Here is a 19,167-nt window from a genome sequence, read left to right on the forward strand (position 1 = left end):
CCCGTCTTATCCTAAAGTAACTCTTAATTTTTTCTTTCCAATTGTTTCATAAGGATCAATGTTTTGCTTGGTTACGGTACCTTCACCATTGAAGGTTACATCAATATCTAAAATATTGGCTAGCTTATTCACATCTGATTTGGACCATCCACGAATGTCTGGCATGGTTAATTTTCCATTCGTCGCTAAAATTAAGCGCCCATTTGACATCATTTTGGTTCCAGCTTTAGCAGATTGTTTTTTAATCGTATCTCCTGTTCCAACCACTACTGCTGTTAAGCCAGCTTTGTTTACATCACTAGCAGCTGTATCACGATCAACATTCCGATAATCTTTAACCGCTATTTTTGAACTTTCATTTCCACTTTCATCAGTTGTTTCTGAACTTTCAGTTGACTCGAAATCCATTGCTCTTGTTAATAATGGATTTGCTATTTGACCCAATGTATCAGCTGGATAACTTTCTGGTTGTTTAATAGTTAAATATAAAATGTATTCAGGGTCCTCAGAAGGCAACATTAAAGCAATAGAATAAATATAATTCGTTGTACCTGTTAAATAGCCATTGCTACCAGCGATTTGTGCTGTACCAGTTTTACCAGAAATATTATAATCGCCCACTTCGTATTGTCCATAGGCTGAACCATAATTTTCACTCTCAATTACATCTCGCATATATGTTCTGACAGTTTGAGCAGTTTCTGCAGTAATTGGTTCCCCAACTACTTCTGGTTCAGTTGTTACTTCTGTATTGTTATTTGGATTCACTACTTTTGAAATGTAGTGAGGCTGTAACATTTTACCATCATTTGCAATGGCTGTAAAACCGCGCATCATTTGAAAGTTCGTTACGCCAATCGCTTGTCCATATGAGCTCATGGCACGATCGACCACATTACTTGTTGGTAAAGAGCCTGAGACTTCACCTGGTAAACCTGAATAGGTACTACGACCAAAGCCAAATTGTTTCAGATAATCAATCCAAGTACTTCCTAATCGTTGCTCTTGCATAACCATTCCGACATTACTTGACCAAGACAAAGCTTGTCTCATAGTTAAAACACCTTTGGCACCAAAATCGTGATCATTGATGGTTGTATCTCCAATAGTAATCTTTCCTGAAGTGTAGGTTTCATCAGGATCAAAAATCCCTTCGTTGACTGCTGCAGCCGTAGTAAAGATTTTCATGGTAGAACCTGGTTCAAAATTATCTTGAACTAAAAAGTTTCGCCATGCTCCTTCGTCATCTAAGCCTTCTTTTGTTTCTGGATTGAAAGTTGGTCGTTGTGACATCGCCAGGATATCTCCCGTTTTTGCTTGCATCAACATCGCTGACATTTCAGACGGATTCGTTTCACTATCGACTTTATCCATTAAAGTTTCTAAATAGCTTTGTAAACCAGCATCCAGCGTCGTATAAATATCTTCTCCATTAATTGCTTCTTTTTTATCAGCCACTGTACCAGGAATTGCTCTTTGAGCACTGTCTTTTTCGTAGACGATTTTTCCATCAGTTCCACTTAAGACATCGTTATAAGCAGATTCTAATCCCATACGTCCAACCAGTTTTTCATTTTTATTCGTTGAAGCATAGCCAACAAAATAAGAGGCAAAAGAACCATTAGGATACATCCGATCTGTATGTTCAGAAAAGTACAAGCCTTTGACTTTAGCTTTTTTCATTGCATCTTCAATATTTTGTTTCTGTTCTTCTGAAATATTTTTTCCTTTAGAACCAAATTCAACTTGGTAATACTTGCTGGAACCATCACTGTTCATTCCACTTTCTAGTGTATCCACAGCCGTTTTCTTTTTTATGTCCAAGTTATTATGTAAGATAGTTGCTAATTTGTTAAAATTCTTTTCTTGAGCGTAAAGCTTTTTATTGTTAGAAACATAGCTTTCAGAAAGAACCGCATAAACAGAATAAGATGTGGCATCTTCTGCAATCGCCACACCATTTCGGTCATAAATCGTTCCTCGTTTTGCTTTCACAGTTTCTTCACCGTTATATAATTCGTTGGTTTTTTCTTCAAGCGAAGTCCCAGCAACATGTCCACCAGCCACGACATAGATCAATCGCACGGCAAATAAAAAGAACAACACAATACTCGTAGCAAATAAGATAATGCCTACTTTCTTGCGGTTGTTCATTGGCGTTAAATTCTTTTTGCGGATCTTGCGCTTTAATTGTTTAAAGCTCATTTATTTCACTTTCCTTAAATTATCGTCATTAATAGTTAAACCTGCATCTTCAGCAGCTTTCTTTAAACGATCAGATTTTGAGAGTTCATTTTTTTCTTGTTCCAATTGGTTTGCAGTTTTTTGTTTGCTGTCAATTTCTGTTTGCGTTTCAGTAATATCATTTTGAATCTTGCTGATATCATTTCTTAAATTGACCATTACAATAGAAAGAACGATTAATAAAGTAATTAAACCTACTGCCGCTATTTTTTCAAAACGGCTAGTTCTTTTTAAACGATCAAGAGGGGAGACAAAGACCTTAAAAGAATCTGGTGTTTGATTGGTTTGTTCGAGATTATCAATCAATGGTTGTTCAGCTTTTTTTGGTTCAGCCATCCTCTTTTATCCTTCCCTCATTCTCTCCGCAATCCGTAATTTCGCACTTCTGGCACGATTATTATCAGTTAATTCTTCATCAGATGCGATGATTGGTTTTTTATTTACTAGTTTTAATATCGGTTGAAATTCATCTGGTACAATTGGCAATCCAGGTGGCAAGTCTTTAGGTGAACTGTATTCTTTGAAGATGGATTTTACAATTCGATCTTCTAATGAGTGAAAAGTAATGACACTCACTCTTCCACCGACCTTAATTAATTGAACTGCTTGCTCTAAAGAGTCTTCAATAGCCCCTAGTTCGTCGTTCACTGCAATGCGAATCGCTTGGAAGACTCTTTTTGCTGGGTGACCGCCTTTTCTTCTAGCTGGCGCTGGAATAGCTTCTTTAATAATCTCAACTAATTCACCGGTTGTTTCAATCGGTGCGTCCGCTCGTTTTTTTTCTATCAATCGAGCAATTTGTTTTGAAAATTTTTCTTCCCCGTAACGATAGAAGATTTTTGTTAATTCTTGAAAAGAATATTCATTCACAACATTATAAGCACTAAAGCTAGCAGATTGATCCATCCGCATGTCCAAAGGTGCATCTTGATGATAGCTGAAACCACGTACTGCTTCATCTAATTGTGGAGACGAAACACCTAAATCATATAAGATGCCGTCAACTTTCATAATACCGATATTATTTAATTCTTCCATTATATTTCGAAAGTTTGCTTTAATAAATGTTACTTGATTTTTCTCAACGTATTTTGCTAAATAACCCTTTGCATGGTCAATTGCAATTTGGTCTTGGTCAAAAGCGTATAAATGTCCTTGATGACCTAGTTGGCCTAGCAAGTACTCGCTATGTCCAGCGCCTCCCAAAGTACAATCAACATATATACCATCTGGTTTAATTTCCAAACCATCCACTGTTTCATGTAGTAAAACAGTCGTATGTTGAAATTCTGTCATGGTCGCGCCTCTTTTCTAAAAACCAAAATCAATCATTGTTTCGGCTATTTCATCAAAATTTTCTTCAGTTTCAGCGGTAAATTCCCGCCATTTCTCTTCGCTCCAAATTTCTATTCGGTTAGCGACACCAATAACCACACAGGCTTTTACAAGTTCTGCATGATCTCTTAAAGTGGTAGGAATATTTATCCGACCTTGTTTATCGATTTCACACTCGGTAGCAGCGGAATAAAAAAACCGAACAAATGAGCGTGTATCTTTTTTAGATAACGGCATAGAAGATAGTTTTTCTTCTAATTGAGACCACTCAGCCAGAGGATAGCCAAATAAACATCCGTCCATTCCCCGAGTCACAACAAACTTTTCTCCCAGTTGCTCACGAAGTTTTGAAGGGACAATTAATCGTCCTTTAGCATCTATATTGTGTTGGAATTCCCCCATAAACATCAGGATTCCTCCTCTATCTCTCACTATCTGAATTTAGTCTACCACAATCCCCCACAATCTACCACATTTTCTAAAATATCAACTTCTACTTGTCTGATCTTTTCTAACCAAACTGGTGTTAAGGTAAAAACAGTTAAAATAAAAAGTTTTCTTAAAAACTTTTTAGATAAAAAAACTAACGATACTGGCGATAATCACCACAAAATACATCAAAAAAGAAACCAAAAATGCTAAGCGCCAAAACATTTTAAAAAAGCGACGATACAAAATTTCTCGATAGCGAATTGCTTGAAAAATCACCACCGCAATACCTATACATAAAATCGTTAATAAAATATATGGTAAGATCGATAATCCATAAGTCAGTTTAGATATTTCGTGCATCCCAATAATTAAAAAAGGAACAGTAATATCTGGAATTCTTATATTAAAACGATCCCTTAAATGTAACGTCGTATAAAGATAATTTGAAGCAAAAAAAACAATAACTGGAAAAATATACCACAAAAGTAGCATAGGTGAAAATGAATTCACAAACGACATCCTTTCTATAAAAAGTATCATCCTTTGACACTATACTTTAAAATTATTACAAATTTGTTTCATCTCTATAAAAATATACTAGTTTAAAGAACATTTAACAAACCTTTTTTGCTTTGAAAAGGATAAAATTTTCTTATTATTCGTTTTATTCAAAAATGAGCGATTGCATCTTGAAAAATAATCAAGTATGATGTTGTTGAGATACTATAAGGATGGTGACAACGGTGAACGCAAAGAAACCCACCAGTACATTTTCTAAAGTGACAAAGATTGTCGTGTGGACGATGTTGATCTTCACGATCGGCTCACTTGTTTTAGGAAGTTTAATTAGTGTAATGAATTAAAAAAATGGACTGAAAATCTCCAGAGACTTTCAGTCCATTTTTTTATTTTTTTGCTAATTGTAACAATTCTCTCGCATGTTCTAAAGCTAACTCAGTAATCTCCGTTCCAGCTAACATTCGAGCAATCTCATCAATTCTTTCAGACTCTGTTAATTCTCCGACTTTTGTAATGGTCCGACCATCAGAAACTTCTTTTACAATAAATAATTGTTGATCCGCACGTGCAGCCACTTGTGGTAGATGAGTAATACAGAGTACTTGCGAATTTTCTCCAATTTGATAAATTTTATCGGCGATAGCTTGTCCTACTCGTCCAGAAACGCCGGTATCAACTTCATCAAATACAATACTAGTTAAGCCTTGCGTTTTTGAGAAGATCGTTTTTAAAGCTAACATAATTCGAGAAATTTCCCCACCAGATGCAACTTTTACTAAAGGCTTTAATGGTTCTCCTAAATTAGTTGTAATGTAAAACTCAACGGCATCAATACCAGTTTGTTGAAAATCGATGGTTGAGAAAACTACACTAAATCGAGCATTTTCCATATACAATTGCTGTAATTCCTGTTGAATCTCCGTTTCCAATTGTTCAGCCATTTTTTTTCTTAATTGACTAAGCTCTTCTGCTTGTTTTAATAAAGCCAGTTCTTGTTTAGCCAATTCTTTTTCTAAATCTTCTAACTTACTACCTGAAAAATCTGAATCCAATAATTCTTGACTAATTTTTTGGTAGTAAGTTAAAACATCTTCAATCGATTCTCCGTATTTACGTTTTAATTGATGGATTAATTCCAAACGCTCATTGACTAACTCCAAACGTTCTTCATCCAATTCTAAACTATCTAATTGCCGACCAATTTCACTAGCTGCTTCTTGCAATAAATATAAAGCCGAATGCATATTATCCGATATTGTTTGGAATTCCCTATCCAAATTTGCAATACTCAAAATTTCAGAACTAGCTGCACCAACAGCATCAATTGCAGAAAAATCTTCATTTGATAATGTTTGATAACCATTTTTTAAACTATCAACAATTTTTTGGTAGTTTATCAATTTATCTCGCTCTTCAACTAATCGTTCTTCTTCTCCGACCGTTAATTCTGCTTGCCCAATTTCTTCTTGTTGAAAGGTTAACATGTCAATTCTCTGAGCAAAGGATTGCTCATTTTTTTTGTATTTATTAACTTGGTTGGCTAAAGTTTTATACGCTTGATATTTTTCTTCATAGGTTCTTTTTTTACTTTGAAATTTTTCCAAACCAAAACCATCTAGCAATTTCAGATGGGCTTCTGGATTCATCAATTCTTGGTGATCATTTTGCCCTTGGATATCCACTAAAAAGTGGCCAATCCGACGTAAATTAGCTAAAGTAACAATTCGGCCATTTACCCGACAGACACTTTTTCCAGAAATATTCAAATCACGTTGAATAATTAACTGATTGTCTGAAACTTCAATGCCCAACTCATCAACCACACTTATAAACTCTGGTTGCTCAGGCACATCAAATAGTCCTTCCAACAGGCATTTCTCAGCACCTTGACGAATAAACTCAATCGAAGAACGTGCGCCAGCCAATAAACTTACCGCATCAATAATAATGGATTTCCCGGCTCCAGTTTCTCCAGTTAAAGCGGTCATTCCTTTTGAAAATGGTAAGTGAAGTTTAGAAATGATGGCAAAATTTTCAATTGTTAATTCTTGTAACATTTTTTCACCTAATTTCTTTGAATGCGAATAGTGATATCCTGCTGAATTTTATTGGCATACGCCTCGGTACGCATAATCATCAAAACACTATCATCATCATCTAAAATAGCAAATAACTCATTGCTGAATTGACGTTCCAATAAATTAGCTACTGCTGAAGCGTTTCCCGGGTAGGTTTTTAAATGAACAAATTTTTCCATTTGATCAACCTGAATGATCGCCTCTTTTAATAAGTCTGACAATTTTTCGTTAATATTTTCATCGGCTTTTCGTGGCATACTATAACGATATCCACCATTTTGCGCAGGAACTTTTACTAATTTCATTTCTTTAATATCACGTGAAATGGTTGCTTGCGTCACCTCAACACCTTTTTGATTTAACAAAGCAACAAAGTCTTCTTGTTTTTTGATGTCGTGATCATTTAATAACTGTGTAATCATTTGATGGCGGTCTTTTTTTCGCATTTTTTCACCTCTAATCCAATTGTTGGTGCGCATCATTTACTACTGCAGTTAAGTCAATTCCTGCTGCAATCTCACCAGTTGTCTCACTTGCAACTAAATGCGCTAAAAATTCGATATTGCCTTCTCCACCAGTAATCGGTGAATACGTTAAACCAGCTAAATCATAACCTGCATTTAATGCAAAATTGGTAATTTCTTCAACGACTTGTAGATGAGTTTTCGGATCTTTAATAATCCCTTTTTTACCAACTGCGTCTCTTCCAGCTTCAAACTGTGGCTTAATTAATGCGACGACGTCTCCGCCTTTTTTTATAATTTCATGAAGAGGCGGTAAAATTAATTTTAACGAAATAAATGAGACATCAATCGTTGCAAAATCTGGTTGTCCCTTGGTAAAGTCAGCTGGTTTTGAATAACGAAAATTGACTCGTTCCATCACTTCAACTCGTTCATCTTGGCGAATTTTCCAAGCCAGCTGATTATAACCTACGTCTAGTGCATAACTCATTGTTGCCCCATTTTGTAAGGCAACATCAGTAAATCCACCAGTTGAAGCGCCAATATCCAAAACGTTTTTTTCAGCAATCGAAAGATCAAAAACTTTTAAAGCTTTTTCTAGCTTTAAACCACCCCGTGAAACATAAGGTAGCTTTTGCCCCTTAAGTTGTAGCAGAGTATCCACTGGAATTTTTTCTCCAGCTTTATCCAAGCGTTCATTGTTTTGATTGTAAACTAAACCGGCCATTACTCCTCGTTTCGCTTTTTCACGGGTTTCAAAAAGTCCTTGATTAAAAGCCAAAACATCGACTCGTTCTTTTTTCATTTAGACTTCCTCCAGTTTCAACAAAGCAACAATTTCATTTAAAACAGATCCATTAAAATTCGGTTCACTAGCTAATGTTTGAATGACTTTTTCAGCGGCTTTTAGTTCATTTTTCAAAGCCTCTTTTGCACCATTTAAGCCTAAAAGATTTGGATATGTACTTTTCGCCAGTTTCTGATCTTGATGAACATTCTTGCCTAAATCTTCAGTCGTTCCAATCACATCTAACAAATCATCTCGAATTTGAAAGGCTAAACCAATATGTTCTCCTAGTCTTTGTAAAATATCTAACACTTCTGGAGTTTGCTGTGCTAAAATGCCACCAGCCATAAAGGCATAGGTTAAAAGAGCTCCGGTTTTTTCACTATGAATTTGTTGCAATTCTGCTAATGAAACAACTTTACCTTCAGCTTCAGTATCACCCACTTGTCCAGATACCATACCGCTTGTACCACTAGCCTTAGTTAATAATTGTAGCAATAATAATTTTTCCATTGATGCTAAATTGACTTCACTTAACAATTGGAAAGCTAGAGTTAGTAAACCATCGCCGGCTAAAATTGCCAATGCTTCTCCATAAATTTTATGATTGGTCGGCTTACCGCGACGCAAATCATCATTATCCATCGCCGGCAGATCATCATGAATCAATGAATATGTGTGAACCATTTCCAAACTCGCCGCAACTTGATAAAAAGGAGTGGTTAATTTTTGCTGGAAAGCATCAGCTACTGCTAAAACAATTAGTGGACGTAGTCTTTTTCCTCCTGCTGTCACAGAATAGCTCATACTTTCTTTTAGTGAATTGCTTAATGTATTCTTTTCGATGTATTCGAGCATCTCTTTTTCCACTTGAGGGAGATTTTTTTCTGAAAAATCAGTCAGCATTTATTGTTCCTCACCTTCAAAAGGTACCAGTTGATCATTTTCGGTCATCATTTTAGTTAGTGTTTCTTCCGCTTTTGTTAAGGTATCTTGGCACTGCTTACTTAAAACCATCCCTCTTTGAAAAACTGTTAGAGCCTCTTCTAAAGGTACGTCACCTGACTCTAATTTTGTTACAATTGTTTCTAGTTCTGCTAATGATGCTTCAAAGCTGACTTCTTTATCTGCTGCTTTCGCCACTATTTTTCCTCCTTGATTTTCTTGATTTCTGCTAACACTTCTCCATCGCTAAAATGAATCTTTATTTGGTCTTGAGGTGTTAATTGACTGACAGATTTAATGAATTGATTTTCCTTAGTTGTATAAGTAAATCCACGACTCATTGTTTTTAAAGGACTGAGTAAATCTAATGCAACCATTGCATTTTTCAGCGCTTGTTCTTTTTGATTCATCAGTTGGCTAAATGATTGATTTAAACGTTGTTGCAAAAAGCGCAAGTTTTGCTGATTTTGATTGACGCGATTAATAGGCGTATTTTTCTCTAATTGATTATGTAGCTCCAACCAGGCCTTTTCTGAAGTATTTAAAAGATTACGCATATTCTGTTTTAAGCTTTGATTTAACCGATCTAACTGAATGCTTTGATTTTCATATAAGCGATTTGGCTGCCGGAATATATAAGAATCCATCAACCGATCATAACGTTCTTTCTTGCGTGCTAACTGATTTAAAAAAGCTTGTTCCAAACGAGTTTGCTTATCTTTGATTTTTAAGACCTCTTCATTTAAAACAGGCACTGCTAATTCAGCAGCTGCTGTTGGTGTAGCCGCACGAACATCTGCTACTAAGTCGGCAATAGTTGTATCAGTTTCATGACCAACTGACGAAATAATCGGAATAGGGCTTGCTGCAATTGCTCGAGCAACTATTTCTTCATTAAATGGCCACAAATCCTCAATCGATCCGCCACCACGTCCAATAATCATGGTATCCACGTCAAGCTGCTCAGCCCGCTGAATATTTTTAACAATATCGGCAGCTGCTCGATCACCTTGTACAACAGTTGGCAGCAAAATTAACTGTGCTATCGGATAACGTCGTTTGACAGTCGTAATAATATCCCGGATCACTGCCCCACTAGGACTTGTCAGAACTGCAATTTTTTTAGGAAAACGCGGCAAGGTTTTTTTGGGCAAATTAAATAAGCCTTCCTTGCTTAATTTTTCTCGCAGTTCTGCTAATGCTTGATATAGTGCACCCACACCATCTGGTTCCATGTGTTCAACATAGATTTGATAAGCCCCACTTGCTTCATATAAAGCAATCCGTCCAACGACTAAAACCTTCATTCCTTCTTTAGGGGCAAATTTCAATTTTTGAAAAGCGCCTTTAAACATCATAGCTGAGATCTTAGCCCGATCATCTTTCAAACTGAAATATTGATGGCTGTTGGGACGATTTCTAAAATTGGAAATTTCCCCAGTTAAATAAACCCGTTCTAAATAAGGATCAGCATCAAATTTACGTTTAATATATTTTGTTAAAGCAGTTACTGTTAGATATTCTTGTGCCATTTACTCACCAAATTTCTGACGACGACAAGCTTCAACTGTTTGCTGCATCAGCATCGTTATTGTCATTGGACCAACCCCTCGTGGAACAGGAGTAATATAACTTGTCAAAGGTTCCACTTCGTCAAATTTTACATCACCAATCAATTTCCCAGACTCATTTCGATTCATGCCTACATCAATTACAACCGCACCCGGTTTAATAAATTCCTTAGTCACAAAATGTCCCTGCCCAATGGCTACAACTAAAATATCTGCCTCCCGGCAAACTTCAATCAAATTTTCTGTTTTAGAGTGGGCATAAGTGACTGTGGCATCTTTTGCTAACATCAAAATACCCATTGGTTTACCAACAATATTACTACGTCCTAAAATAACCGCACGTTTACCCGTTAAATCAATATTATAGGCTTCAAACATCTTCATTATGCCATAAGGCGTACAAGGAATTGTATGGGGTACCCCAGCCAATAATCGACCTAAATTCATTGGGTGAAAACCATCAACATCTTTAATCGGATTAATTTCTAATAACACTCGATCTGCATTAATATGCTCAGGTAATGGTAATTGAACTAAAATCCCATGAAAATCATCGTTTTGGTTGAAAATTTGAATTTCTTTAATTAATTCATCTTCAGTAATGTCAGCTGAATAATGCTGCTCTTTTGAATAAATCCCAATTCGTTCGGCTGCCAATGATTTATTTTTTACGTAAATTTGACTTGCTGGATTGTCCCCTACAATTAAAACAACCAATCCTGGACGTATTTTTTGTTTTTCCAGCTCACGTACTTCTCTTTTTGTTTGTTCTTGTAATTTATCTGCTAATTCTTTCCCGTTAATTAACACTGACATACCTTCACTTCCTCATAATTATAGCAATGGAGCTCAGATAAATTCTTAAAAAAGACTCATCTCAGCTCCAGTAATTGCTTATTTGTCTAGCTCGTTCATAATTTTTGATAATGTACCATTCACAAATTTTCGTGAAGTCTCATCACTGAAAGTTTTTGCTAGTTCAATCGCTTCATTTAGTACGACTTTATTAGGAACCGCCTCATTATAAAGCATCTCATAGATCGCCAACCGTAAAATAATTAAATCCATCTTGGCAATTCGATTGATTGACCAGTTGGTACGTAAATGCTTTTTGATGATTTCATCAATTTCAGTTTGATGGGCCACAACACCACCCACTAATTCATCTAAATATACTGGGATAAAATCTTCTTCATCCTCAGCAACAAAATCCATTTGATCCAAACTCAAAGCATGGTTAATCGCATCTTTTTTAGTTAGTTCTTGATTAAAATCTAAAGGAAATAAAGCTTGTAATGCTTTTTCCCGAATCTCGTGGCGAGATAGTTCTTTACTCATTTTCTTCCTCTTCATCATTAAATAATTCTTGTAACGTCGGTTGCTCCATTTTTTCAGCAACTACGCCAACAACATGGATATTGACTTCTTGTAAAGCTACATCAGTCATGAATAAAACTTGTTGTTTCACTCGTTCTTGCATAGCCATTGCAACTTTAGGAACAGAAGTCCCATATTCTAAATAAGTATATAAATCAACTTTTAAGCCATCTTCATCATTAGTTAAATAAACGCCTTTACCGTGAGTGTTTTTACCTAATAATTGATTCACATTGCTAGCTAAAGTGCCTCGCATTGCATAAACACCCTCAACTTTTGCAGCAGCAATCCCTATGATTACTTCAATCACTTCTGGGGCAATAATAATTTCACCAAGTTCTTGTGGTTGACCTAAAATTAATTTTTCTTCTTCTGCCATATTTATCGCTCCTATAATCTGTCAAAATTTTTAAGCTCGTGAGACGTAACTGCCATCAGTGGTATTAATCACTAATTTGTCTCCTTGGTTAATAAAAAATGGGACGTTTACAGTTAGTCCAGTTTCTAAAACAGCTGGTTTTCCACCGCCTGATGAGGTATCCCCTTTAATGTTCGGTTCTGTTTCTGCAACTGTTAATATCACGGTGTTTGGTAAATCCACACCTAAAATTTCTGAACCATACATAATCACATTGACTTCAGTGTTTTCCAAAACATACTGCATTTCTGCTTCAATTTGTTGATGAGGAATTTCAATTTGATCGTAACTATTTACGTCCATAAACACATGGTTGGTCCCATCGTCATAAAGATATTGCATCTTACGATTATCGATTTGTGCTTTCGCAACTTTTTCCCCGGCACGAAAGGTTTTTTCTTGTACCCCACCAGTGCGTAAATTCTTTAATTTTGAACGAACAAAAGCCGCACCTTTACCAGGTTTCACGTGTTGAAAATCAACGACACGCCATATATCTCCATCAAATTCAATTGTTAAGCCTGTTTTAAAATCATTTACTGAAATCATTCTTCGTGTTTCCTCCCTGTGTTGCTATCTTCCTAGTTTATCATTTCTTTTATTTTCTTGCTACTACTAGAGAATGATTAACTCTTTTGAACTCTCAGTTAAAATTTGATTGCCTTCTGCCAGAATTAATAAGTCATCTTCAATCCGAACGCCACCAAGATTTGGAATATAAATGCCTGGTTCATTAGTTACAACATTTCCCACTTTTACTAGTTGGTCATTTCGGCGAGATAAGAGTGGTCCTTCATGAATTTCTAGTCCAATACCGTGACCGGTCGAATGTCCAAAATTTTCACCATAACCAGCAGTTGTAATGATATCTCGTGCTACACCATCTAATTGTGCACCACTTACACCAGCCTGTGCAGCATCTAAAACCGCCAACTGAGCATCAAGTACAATTTGATAAATTTTCCTTAGTTCTTCACCAGGATCATCAATTGCAAAAGTGCGAGTAATATCAGAAACATAGCCTTGATAAACACAACCAAAATCTAAAGTAATCATATCTCCCGGCGTAATAACTTTTTCACTCGCTACACCATGAGGTAATGCAGAACGAATGCCACTAGCCACGATTGTATCAAAAGAAACACCTGTTGCACCTAAAGACCGCATATAAAAATCTATTTGATTAGCAACTTCAATCTCCGTCATACCAGGTCGAATTGTTTTTAAAATATATTCATACGCTGCATCAGCAATCGTGCACGCTTTTTTTATAATAGCTACTTCGTCATCATCTTTAATTTCTCTCAAACTTTCAATCAGACCGCTAGCTGGAGATAATTCAATCGCTAAACTTTCTTCAAAAACGGTGTAATCAGCAAAGGTCATTTGGGTATCTTCAAAAGCTAGGACTTGCAATTGATTTTTTTCAATAATGTCTATAATTATCTCAACAATATTTCCACTATGCTGTAAAATAGTGAAATCTGCCACTTGCTCAGCCGCTTGTTCCATGTAACGAAAATCAGTAATAAAATAAGCTTCTTCCAAAGTAATTAATGCCATCCCAGCTGTCCCAGTAAAGTTAGTTAAATATCTAAGATTTGCTGGACTGGTTACTAAATAACTATCAACGACTTCTTTTTTCATTAATTCTCTTAGCTTTTCTGTTCTTTTAATCATCTTCATCACCCATTCACCATTATACCAAAGTTATTGGAAACAATCTTAAGAGTTCACAAAAAAACTGATAACTTATTTGTTATCAGTAACGACTCGTTATAAATGATACAACTGCCACAATAATTACTGCTCCTAAAATGGAAGGAACTAAGGCCATCCCAGCTATATGCGGACCCCAATGGCCAAAAATCATTTCACCTATATAAGAGCCGGCTAAGCCAGCAATAATATTAAAAACACAACCAGCTTTATTTTCTCTACCAGCAATTGCACCACCAATTGCACCGATGATTGCTCCAACAATTAAACGTAATAACATTTTTTACCTCCAAATTTTTAGTCAAAAGTATCTCCATCGTCTGCTGCAGAATGGAAAGCTTTGACTTTTTCTAAAACAAATAATACTAAAACTAAAACTAAAATGGCCATGGATAAAAATAAAGTTTCCACACCACTACCGTGAGCTAATAATAATTCCCGTAAAATTGCTGTAATACTAATTAAAATTAAATAGCGCACTGGAATATGATGTCCTTCTTTAACGTAACGCATCAGCATTAAAATAATTTCTAACAAAATAAATAAAGTCGCTACTTCTTCAATTAAGATTGATAATTCAGAAATAGACTCTAAAGGAATAACATGGCGCACAATCGTATAAACTGCCTCCACCATGACTACTAGGACAACGAGAACTAATATTGCCAGCACAACATCAATAATCGTGCTAACTATTTTTTCAAACAGCTTAAATTCTTTTCCCATTAAAAACTCCCCTTTCACTTAATTATAGCAAAGAGGAGCATAAATCGTTAAAATATTCGCTTTTTTTGCTGAATGGATTAGTCAAAGGCTTGTGTTGCTGAAACGGCTTTTTTCCAGCCGAGATAAAGTTTCTCTCTTGTAACCTCAGCCATCTTTGGTTCAAACATGTTACCACCTTGATCTAGTTTTTTAATTTCATTCAAATCCCGCCAAAAACCAACAGCTAATCCCGCTAATAATGCAGCACCTAAAGCAGTGGTCTCTAAATTATTTGCCCGCCGTATAGGTAGATTTAAAATATCAGATTGAAATTGCATTAAATATTTATTATCAGCCGCTCCACCATCAACCTTTAATACAGGAATTTCAATTCCCGTATCTTCTTCCATCGTGTCTATGATATCTCGAACTTGGTAGGCAATGGATTGTAAAGTGGCTTTCACAATATCTTCTCGGGTTGTACTGCGGGTTAAGCCAAACATCGCACCTCTAGCTTCTTGATCCCAATAAGGCGCACCCAATCCTACAAAGGCCGGAACAACATACACTTCATTGTCATTCGTGGAAGCCTCTGCAAATTTTTCTGAATCACTGGCCTTTTCTAACATTTTTAGACCATCACGCAGCCATTGGATGGAAGAACCCGCCACAAAAATACTTCCTTCTAATGCATAATAGACTTTTCCATTAATACCATAACCAATAGTAGTCAATAAATTATTTTTAGATAGCTGTGGCGTTTCACCAGTATTCATGACAATAAATGAGCCTGTGCCGTAAGTATTTTTTACCATACCAGCATCAAAAGCTAATTGACCAAATAAAGCGGCTTGCTGGTCACCTGCCATGCCAGCAATTGGTACTTCACCACCATAAAAATGATAACTTTGAGTCATTCCATATACTTCTGAATTAGTTGCCACTCTAGGTAGCATAATTTGAGGAATGTTCAACAATTCTAAAATTTCTTGGTCCCATTGTAATTGATTAATGTTAAACAACATCGTTCGGCTTGCATTTGAATAATCAGTCACATGGGCTTGTCCGCCAGTTAATTTCCACAACAACCAAGTATCGATTGTACCAAACAACAAATCTCCGTTTTCAGCTCTTTCTTGGGCGCCAGGAACATGATCTAAAATCCAACGAATTTTTGTCGCTGAAAAATAAGCATCAATCACTAACCCCGTTTTTTGATGAAAATATTTTTCGTAGCCTGCAACTTTTAATTGATCGGCTATTTCTGCTGACTGTCGAGACTGCCAAACTACCGCATTATAAATTGGACGACCAGTGTCTTTTTCCCATACAACTGTCGTCTCGCGCTGATTCGTGATACCAATACTAACAATCTGAAAAGGTTTAATATCTGATTCGATAAAAGCGCCAGCAATCACCGATTGTACTGAATTCCAAATTTCATTTGCATCGTGCTCTACCCAACCATCTTCGGGAAAATATTGAGTAAATTCTTTTTGAGAAGAAGCCACATTCTTACCTTGTTGATTAAAAATAATTGCCCGCGAACTGGTGGTTCCTTGGTCGATTGCCATGACGTATTTTTCCACTTGATTTCCCCCTCGAAACAAAACTATTCTTTGCTAAATGTAACATTTCCACGATACAAGCTCAAATTAACCGGTATTTTTCTAGCGACAAATTCAGCACTGCAGCTACTATCAGTTAATACGAAATCTGCTGGGGCTCCAACTTTTAACCAACTATTTTCACCAAATGTTTGTTTGCCAGTCACTAATTCTAAACTATCGCTTAATTGTTGTTGGCTCGTTTGTTTAAAGATTTCATTGTAGCGATTCAATTTTTCTAAAACATTGCCATCACCAAAAGGAGACCATGAGTCGTAAACATTATCACAGCCTAATGCAATATTGACCCCTGCTTGCCGTAATTCTGCTAATGGTGGAATGACACCATCTAAAGGTACACTAGAAAAAACAGAAATACCTGTCTGTGCAAGTTCAGTAAAAAATGCTGTTTTTTGATCTTTTGGTATATCTCGTAAACCAAAACCATGAGAGATTGTCACACGATTTTGCCAACCACTTTGTTTTGTTAGGCGCAACAATTCTTTAAAGGTATCATATCCTGCTTGATTACGGTCATGAATATGAATATCAATTGGCACATCAAAACGAGTTGCCAATTCAAAAGTCTGGTGCAATGATTTTTCAAAATTTCCATCTAATGAAGCTGGGTCGACCCCGCCGACGATTGTAGCGCCGTTTTGTAAAGCTGTCTTCATTTCTTCATAGGCATTAGATAATAATAGACCATGTTGCGGAAAAGCTACCAACTCATAACCGAACTTACCATGATATTTTTCCAATGATTCTAGTGTCTGCTGTAAATATTTTTGGCCAATTTTAGGATGGACATCAATGTGAGAACGGAAAAAAGTCACACCGTTCGCTAATTCTAATTTGATTAAATTATCCATTCGTTCAGCAAACGACAACTCCAAATTTTCTAAATCAATCAATTCTTGCGTAAACCGTTCAACAATTGAATTTGCTGACTTAATGGGTTCCCAAGGGACGCCTAATTTACTTTTATCAAAATGACAATGCATTTCACGTATACTCGGTAACAATAATTGCCCGTTACCATCGATGTCTTCTGCAGAGATAGGTTGATTCTTTGCTTTTTCAAACGCAATAATTTTTCCATCATCAATTTTTATATCCATTAATTCCGTTGCCGTCCCATAAGTAAAGCCAGCATTTTCTAAATACTTTGTTTCAACCCGCACATTGTTTAAGCTTTTCATCGCAATTCTCCTTTGTTTTCTAATATATTTATGATACCGTTCTCAATGAAAAATGCAAAGAAAGAGAGATAGAAATTATTTTCTACCTCTCTTGATAATTATTTTTTTTAGACAGCTACAACTGCGTGAGACATTTCTGCCATATATTTTCCGACTGCTGCTCCTGGTTGAACCTTTAAGCCGCAAGCATTGAAAGATTTTTCTAAAACGCCTAAAACTTTCACCATATCTTGCTCCGTAATATTTCCCATATGACCTAATCTAAAAGCTTTACCAGCATAAGTACCTAATGCACCTGCTACAATAACGCCATTGCCATACATTGTATTTCTAAATTCAATATCATTCATTCCTTCAGGATAGATGACATTACTTAAACTAGAAGCTTGGCGACCTTCAGTAGCTAAAATTCTACAACCAATCGAAGTCAGCGCAGCTCGAACAGCGGCAGCATTTTGTTCATGACGTTTACTGCGTGCTAAGACACCTTCTTCTTTGATAATCGCCGTCGCTTCTTTCATTGCCCAAACTAAATTTACAGCAGGAGTTGCGAAGTATTTTCCTGGGTCTTGCATGATTGGCAACCATTTTTCAAAATCAATATAATAATCTGGAATCGTTCCTAAAGATTGACGTTTAACTAAAGCTTTTTGACTAGCCCATAAAACAAACATTCCAGGACTAACACCAAAAGCTTTTTGCGAACCAGTAAACATAATATCAATATTCATGCCATCTACATCAGCATATTCTGCACCTGTTGCAGCCACACCATCAACGATATAAATTGTTTCTGGATATTTTTTTAGGACTTCTCCGATTTCAGCAATTGGTGCTACCACAGCAGTTGACGTATCCACATGACTAACAGTGATAGCCGTGTAATCTTTTTTAGCTAATTGCGCATCAATTTGTTCTGGTGTAATCACAGTGCCCCAATCAGCTGCTAATACATCAACATTTAACTGGCGACGTTGGCAAATTTCAATAAAGCGATCTCCGAAGAATCCATTGGAAACAACTAAAACATTATCACCGGGTTTCGTTACATTAGCAATCGCCATTTCCATTCCTAAAGTCCCTGTACCTGCTAGGGGGAATGTTTGACCAGAGCAATTAAATAATTCACCTAAATCATCAATTAATTCTTTATAGTCTTTTACAAAGCGAGGATCACCAAAAGCTTGGACATCTCTAGCCATTTCATTTTGAATTGAACGAACCACCGGTGTTGGTCCTGGGATCATTACTAATACATCTTTTTCCATTTTTATGCCTCCAATTATTTTATTATTGTGGTTTATTTGGGATAAAATCTAAAGGATTTGGTCCTGCAACGCCGATAAACATAAAAGGTTCATCACCAGTATTTTTCACCCCATGATGATCACCTGGTTTTGAAATAATCATGTCTCCGGCTGAAATCTCAACTTCAGCATCATCACCAGGATAAAAAGTGCCTTTTCCTCTTAAACAAATCCATAAATCATCAGCTGCCTTGTGGGAATGTTCAACTAATTCTTGACCCGGATGTAAACACCAAATGGCTCCGGCTGTCCTTTCTGTCTCATAGAAAAAATTCTTTTTAGCAGCCGCTTCATCAAACTTAGCAATTTCATCTAATTTAAAAATTCTTCCCTCTAGCTTTGCTTGTGACATTTTTATCCATCTCCTTTAATTACTGATTGCTTGACTATAGAATAACCAATAAAGAAAACGATTACTTTAGCGCTACTAAACAATTCTCTTTTTCTTTTTGTACAA

The 19,167-nt window shown here is 36.2% G+C and carries 23 protein-coding genes; 1 reads left to right on the forward strand and 22 read right to left on the reverse strand.

What is annotated here, in order from left to right; all coding sequences use genetic code 11:
- Positions 1 to 6 precede the first annotated feature (6 nt).
- The 5 genes from ACVWNY_RS08670 to ACVWNY_RS08690 all read right to left on the reverse strand — a co-directional run bounded on the left by ACVWNY_RS08670 (position 7) and on the right by ACVWNY_RS08690 (position 4,530).
- Positions 7 to 2,205 (reverse strand): penicillin-binding protein, encoded by a 2,199-nt coding sequence (locus ACVWNY_RS08670; RefSeq protein WP_218324882.1) that lies wholly within the window; start codon positions 2,203 to 2,205, stop codon positions 7 to 9.
- The gene (ftsL, locus tag ACVWNY_RS08675) at positions 2,206 to 2,580 is read right to left on the reverse strand and encodes a cell division protein FtsL (protein WP_218324881.1); all 375 of its coding nucleotides are present in this window, start codon (positions 2,578 to 2,580) and stop codon (positions 2,206 to 2,208) included.
- A gap of 6 nt (positions 2,581 to 2,586) precedes the next feature.
- Positions 2,587 to 3,540, reverse strand: a complete 954-nt coding sequence (gene rsmH / locus ACVWNY_RS08680) for a 16S rRNA (cytosine(1402)-N(4))-methyltransferase RsmH (protein WP_454071238.1) — start codon at positions 3,538 to 3,540, stop codon at positions 2,587 to 2,589.
- Between the two features lie 15 nt (positions 3,541 to 3,555).
- Positions 3,556 to 3,987, reverse strand: a complete 432-nt coding sequence (gene mraZ / locus ACVWNY_RS08685) for a division/cell wall cluster transcriptional repressor MraZ (RefSeq protein ID WP_218324879.1) — start codon at positions 3,985 to 3,987, stop codon at positions 3,556 to 3,558.
- A 162-nt stretch (positions 3,988 to 4,149) separates the two neighbouring features.
- The gene (locus ACVWNY_RS08690; protein ID WP_425514594.1) at positions 4,150 to 4,530 is read right to left on the reverse strand and encodes a DUF3397 domain-containing protein; all 381 of its coding nucleotides are present in this window, start codon (positions 4,528 to 4,530) and stop codon (positions 4,150 to 4,152) included.
- A 224-nt stretch (positions 4,531 to 4,754) separates the two neighbouring features.
- Between ACVWNY_RS08690 and ACVWNY_RS08695 the strand changes: the two genes are divergently transcribed.
- Positions 4,755 to 4,874, forward strand: coding sequence for a DUF4044 domain-containing protein (locus ACVWNY_RS08695; RefSeq protein WP_218324877.1), 120 nt, complete (start codon positions 4,755 to 4,757; stop codon positions 4,872 to 4,874).
- A 42-nt stretch (positions 4,875 to 4,916) separates the two neighbouring features.
- Here the strand turns inward: ACVWNY_RS08695 and recN are convergent, their stop codons facing one another.
- From recN to ACVWNY_RS08780, 17 genes are all read right to left on the reverse strand, one after another.
- Positions 4,917 to 6,587 carry a DNA repair protein RecN gene (gene recN, locus ACVWNY_RS08700; RefSeq protein WP_454071239.1) on the reverse strand — a complete coding sequence of 557 codons (1,671 nt, stop codon included), beginning with the start codon at positions 6,585 to 6,587 and terminating at the stop codon, positions 4,917 to 4,919.
- Positions 6,588 to 6,595: 8 nt separating this feature from the next.
- Positions 6,596 to 7,054, reverse strand: coding sequence for an arginine repressor (locus ACVWNY_RS08705; protein ID WP_218324875.1), 459 nt, complete (start codon positions 7,052 to 7,054; stop codon positions 6,596 to 6,598).
- Positions 7,055 to 7,064: 10 nt separating this feature from the next.
- Positions 7,065 to 7,877 (reverse strand): TlyA family RNA methyltransferase, encoded by an 813-nt coding sequence (locus tag ACVWNY_RS08710; RefSeq protein WP_454071240.1) that lies wholly within the window; start codon positions 7,875 to 7,877, stop codon positions 7,065 to 7,067.
- Entirely contained in the window at positions 7,878 to 8,765 is an 888-nt protein-coding gene (locus tag ACVWNY_RS08715) for a polyprenyl synthetase family protein (protein ID WP_454071241.1), read from the reverse strand. It abuts the gene before it with no gap.
- Complete coding sequence (locus tag ACVWNY_RS08720; protein ID WP_218324872.1) at positions 8,766 to 9,002, reverse strand: exodeoxyribonuclease VII small subunit; 237 nt, start codon at positions 9,000 to 9,002, stop codon at positions 8,766 to 8,768.
- The gene (xseA, locus tag ACVWNY_RS08725) at positions 9,002 to 10,336 is read right to left on the reverse strand and encodes an exodeoxyribonuclease VII large subunit (protein ID WP_454071242.1); all 1,335 of its coding nucleotides are present in this window, start codon (positions 10,334 to 10,336) and stop codon (positions 9,002 to 9,004) included. Before xseA ends, ACVWNY_RS08720 begins: the two co-directional genes overlap by 1 nt.
- On the reverse strand, positions 10,337 to 11,191 hold the full coding sequence (gene folD / locus ACVWNY_RS08730; RefSeq protein ID WP_218324870.1) for a bifunctional methylenetetrahydrofolate dehydrogenase/methenyltetrahydrofolate cyclohydrolase FolD: 855 nt from the start codon (positions 11,189 to 11,191) through the stop codon (positions 10,337 to 10,339). It lies immediately after the preceding gene.
- A 78-nt stretch (positions 11,192 to 11,269) separates the two neighbouring features.
- Positions 11,270 to 11,713 (reverse strand): transcription antitermination factor NusB, encoded by a 444-nt coding sequence (nusB, locus tag ACVWNY_RS08735; protein WP_218324869.1) that lies wholly within the window; start codon positions 11,711 to 11,713, stop codon positions 11,270 to 11,272.
- Positions 11,706 to 12,131: an Asp23/Gls24 family envelope stress response protein gene (locus tag ACVWNY_RS08740; protein WP_218324868.1), complete on the reverse strand. Its 426-nt coding sequence runs from the start codon at positions 12,129 to 12,131 to the stop codon at positions 11,706 to 11,708. Before ACVWNY_RS08740 ends, nusB begins: the two co-directional genes overlap by 8 nt.
- A gap of 30 nt (positions 12,132 to 12,161) precedes the next feature.
- Positions 12,162 to 12,719: an elongation factor P gene (efp, locus tag ACVWNY_RS08745; protein ID WP_218324867.1), complete on the reverse strand. Its 558-nt coding sequence runs from the start codon at positions 12,717 to 12,719 to the stop codon at positions 12,162 to 12,164.
- Positions 12,720 to 12,785: 66 nt separating this feature from the next.
- Positions 12,786 to 13,850, reverse strand: a complete 1,065-nt coding sequence (locus ACVWNY_RS08750) for a M24 family metallopeptidase (RefSeq protein WP_454071243.1) — start codon at positions 13,848 to 13,850, stop codon at positions 12,786 to 12,788.
- A gap of 82 nt (positions 13,851 to 13,932) precedes the next feature.
- The gene (locus ACVWNY_RS08755; RefSeq protein WP_218324865.1) at positions 13,933 to 14,169 is read right to left on the reverse strand and encodes a GlsB/YeaQ/YmgE family stress response membrane protein; all 237 of its coding nucleotides are present in this window, start codon (positions 14,167 to 14,169) and stop codon (positions 13,933 to 13,935) included.
- 17 nt (positions 14,170 to 14,186) lie between these two features.
- Complete coding sequence (locus tag ACVWNY_RS08760; protein ID WP_218324864.1) at positions 14,187 to 14,615, reverse strand: phosphate-starvation-inducible PsiE family protein; 429 nt, start codon at positions 14,613 to 14,615, stop codon at positions 14,187 to 14,189.
- A gap of 77 nt (positions 14,616 to 14,692) precedes the next feature.
- The gene (gene glpK, locus ACVWNY_RS08765) at positions 14,693 to 16,183 is read right to left on the reverse strand and encodes a glycerol kinase GlpK (RefSeq protein ID WP_343214702.1); all 1,491 of its coding nucleotides are present in this window, start codon (positions 16,181 to 16,183) and stop codon (positions 14,693 to 14,695) included.
- A gap of 23 nt (positions 16,184 to 16,206) precedes the next feature.
- The gene (locus ACVWNY_RS08770; protein WP_218324863.1) at positions 16,207 to 17,403 is read right to left on the reverse strand and encodes an amidohydrolase; all 1,197 of its coding nucleotides are present in this window, start codon (positions 17,401 to 17,403) and stop codon (positions 16,207 to 16,209) included.
- 107 nt (positions 17,404 to 17,510) lie between these two features.
- Positions 17,511 to 18,671, reverse strand: a complete 1,161-nt coding sequence (locus tag ACVWNY_RS08775; RefSeq protein WP_454071244.1) for a pyridoxal-phosphate-dependent aminotransferase family protein — start codon at positions 18,669 to 18,671, stop codon at positions 17,511 to 17,513.
- A gap of 22 nt (positions 18,672 to 18,693) precedes the next feature.
- Entirely contained in the window at positions 18,694 to 19,062 is a 369-nt protein-coding gene (locus tag ACVWNY_RS08780; RefSeq protein WP_454071245.1) for a cupin domain-containing protein, read from the reverse strand.
- Positions 19,063 to 19,167 lie beyond the last annotated feature (105 nt).

The sequence above is a fragment of the Enterococcus sp. JNUCC 77 genome (assembly GCF_054819945.1).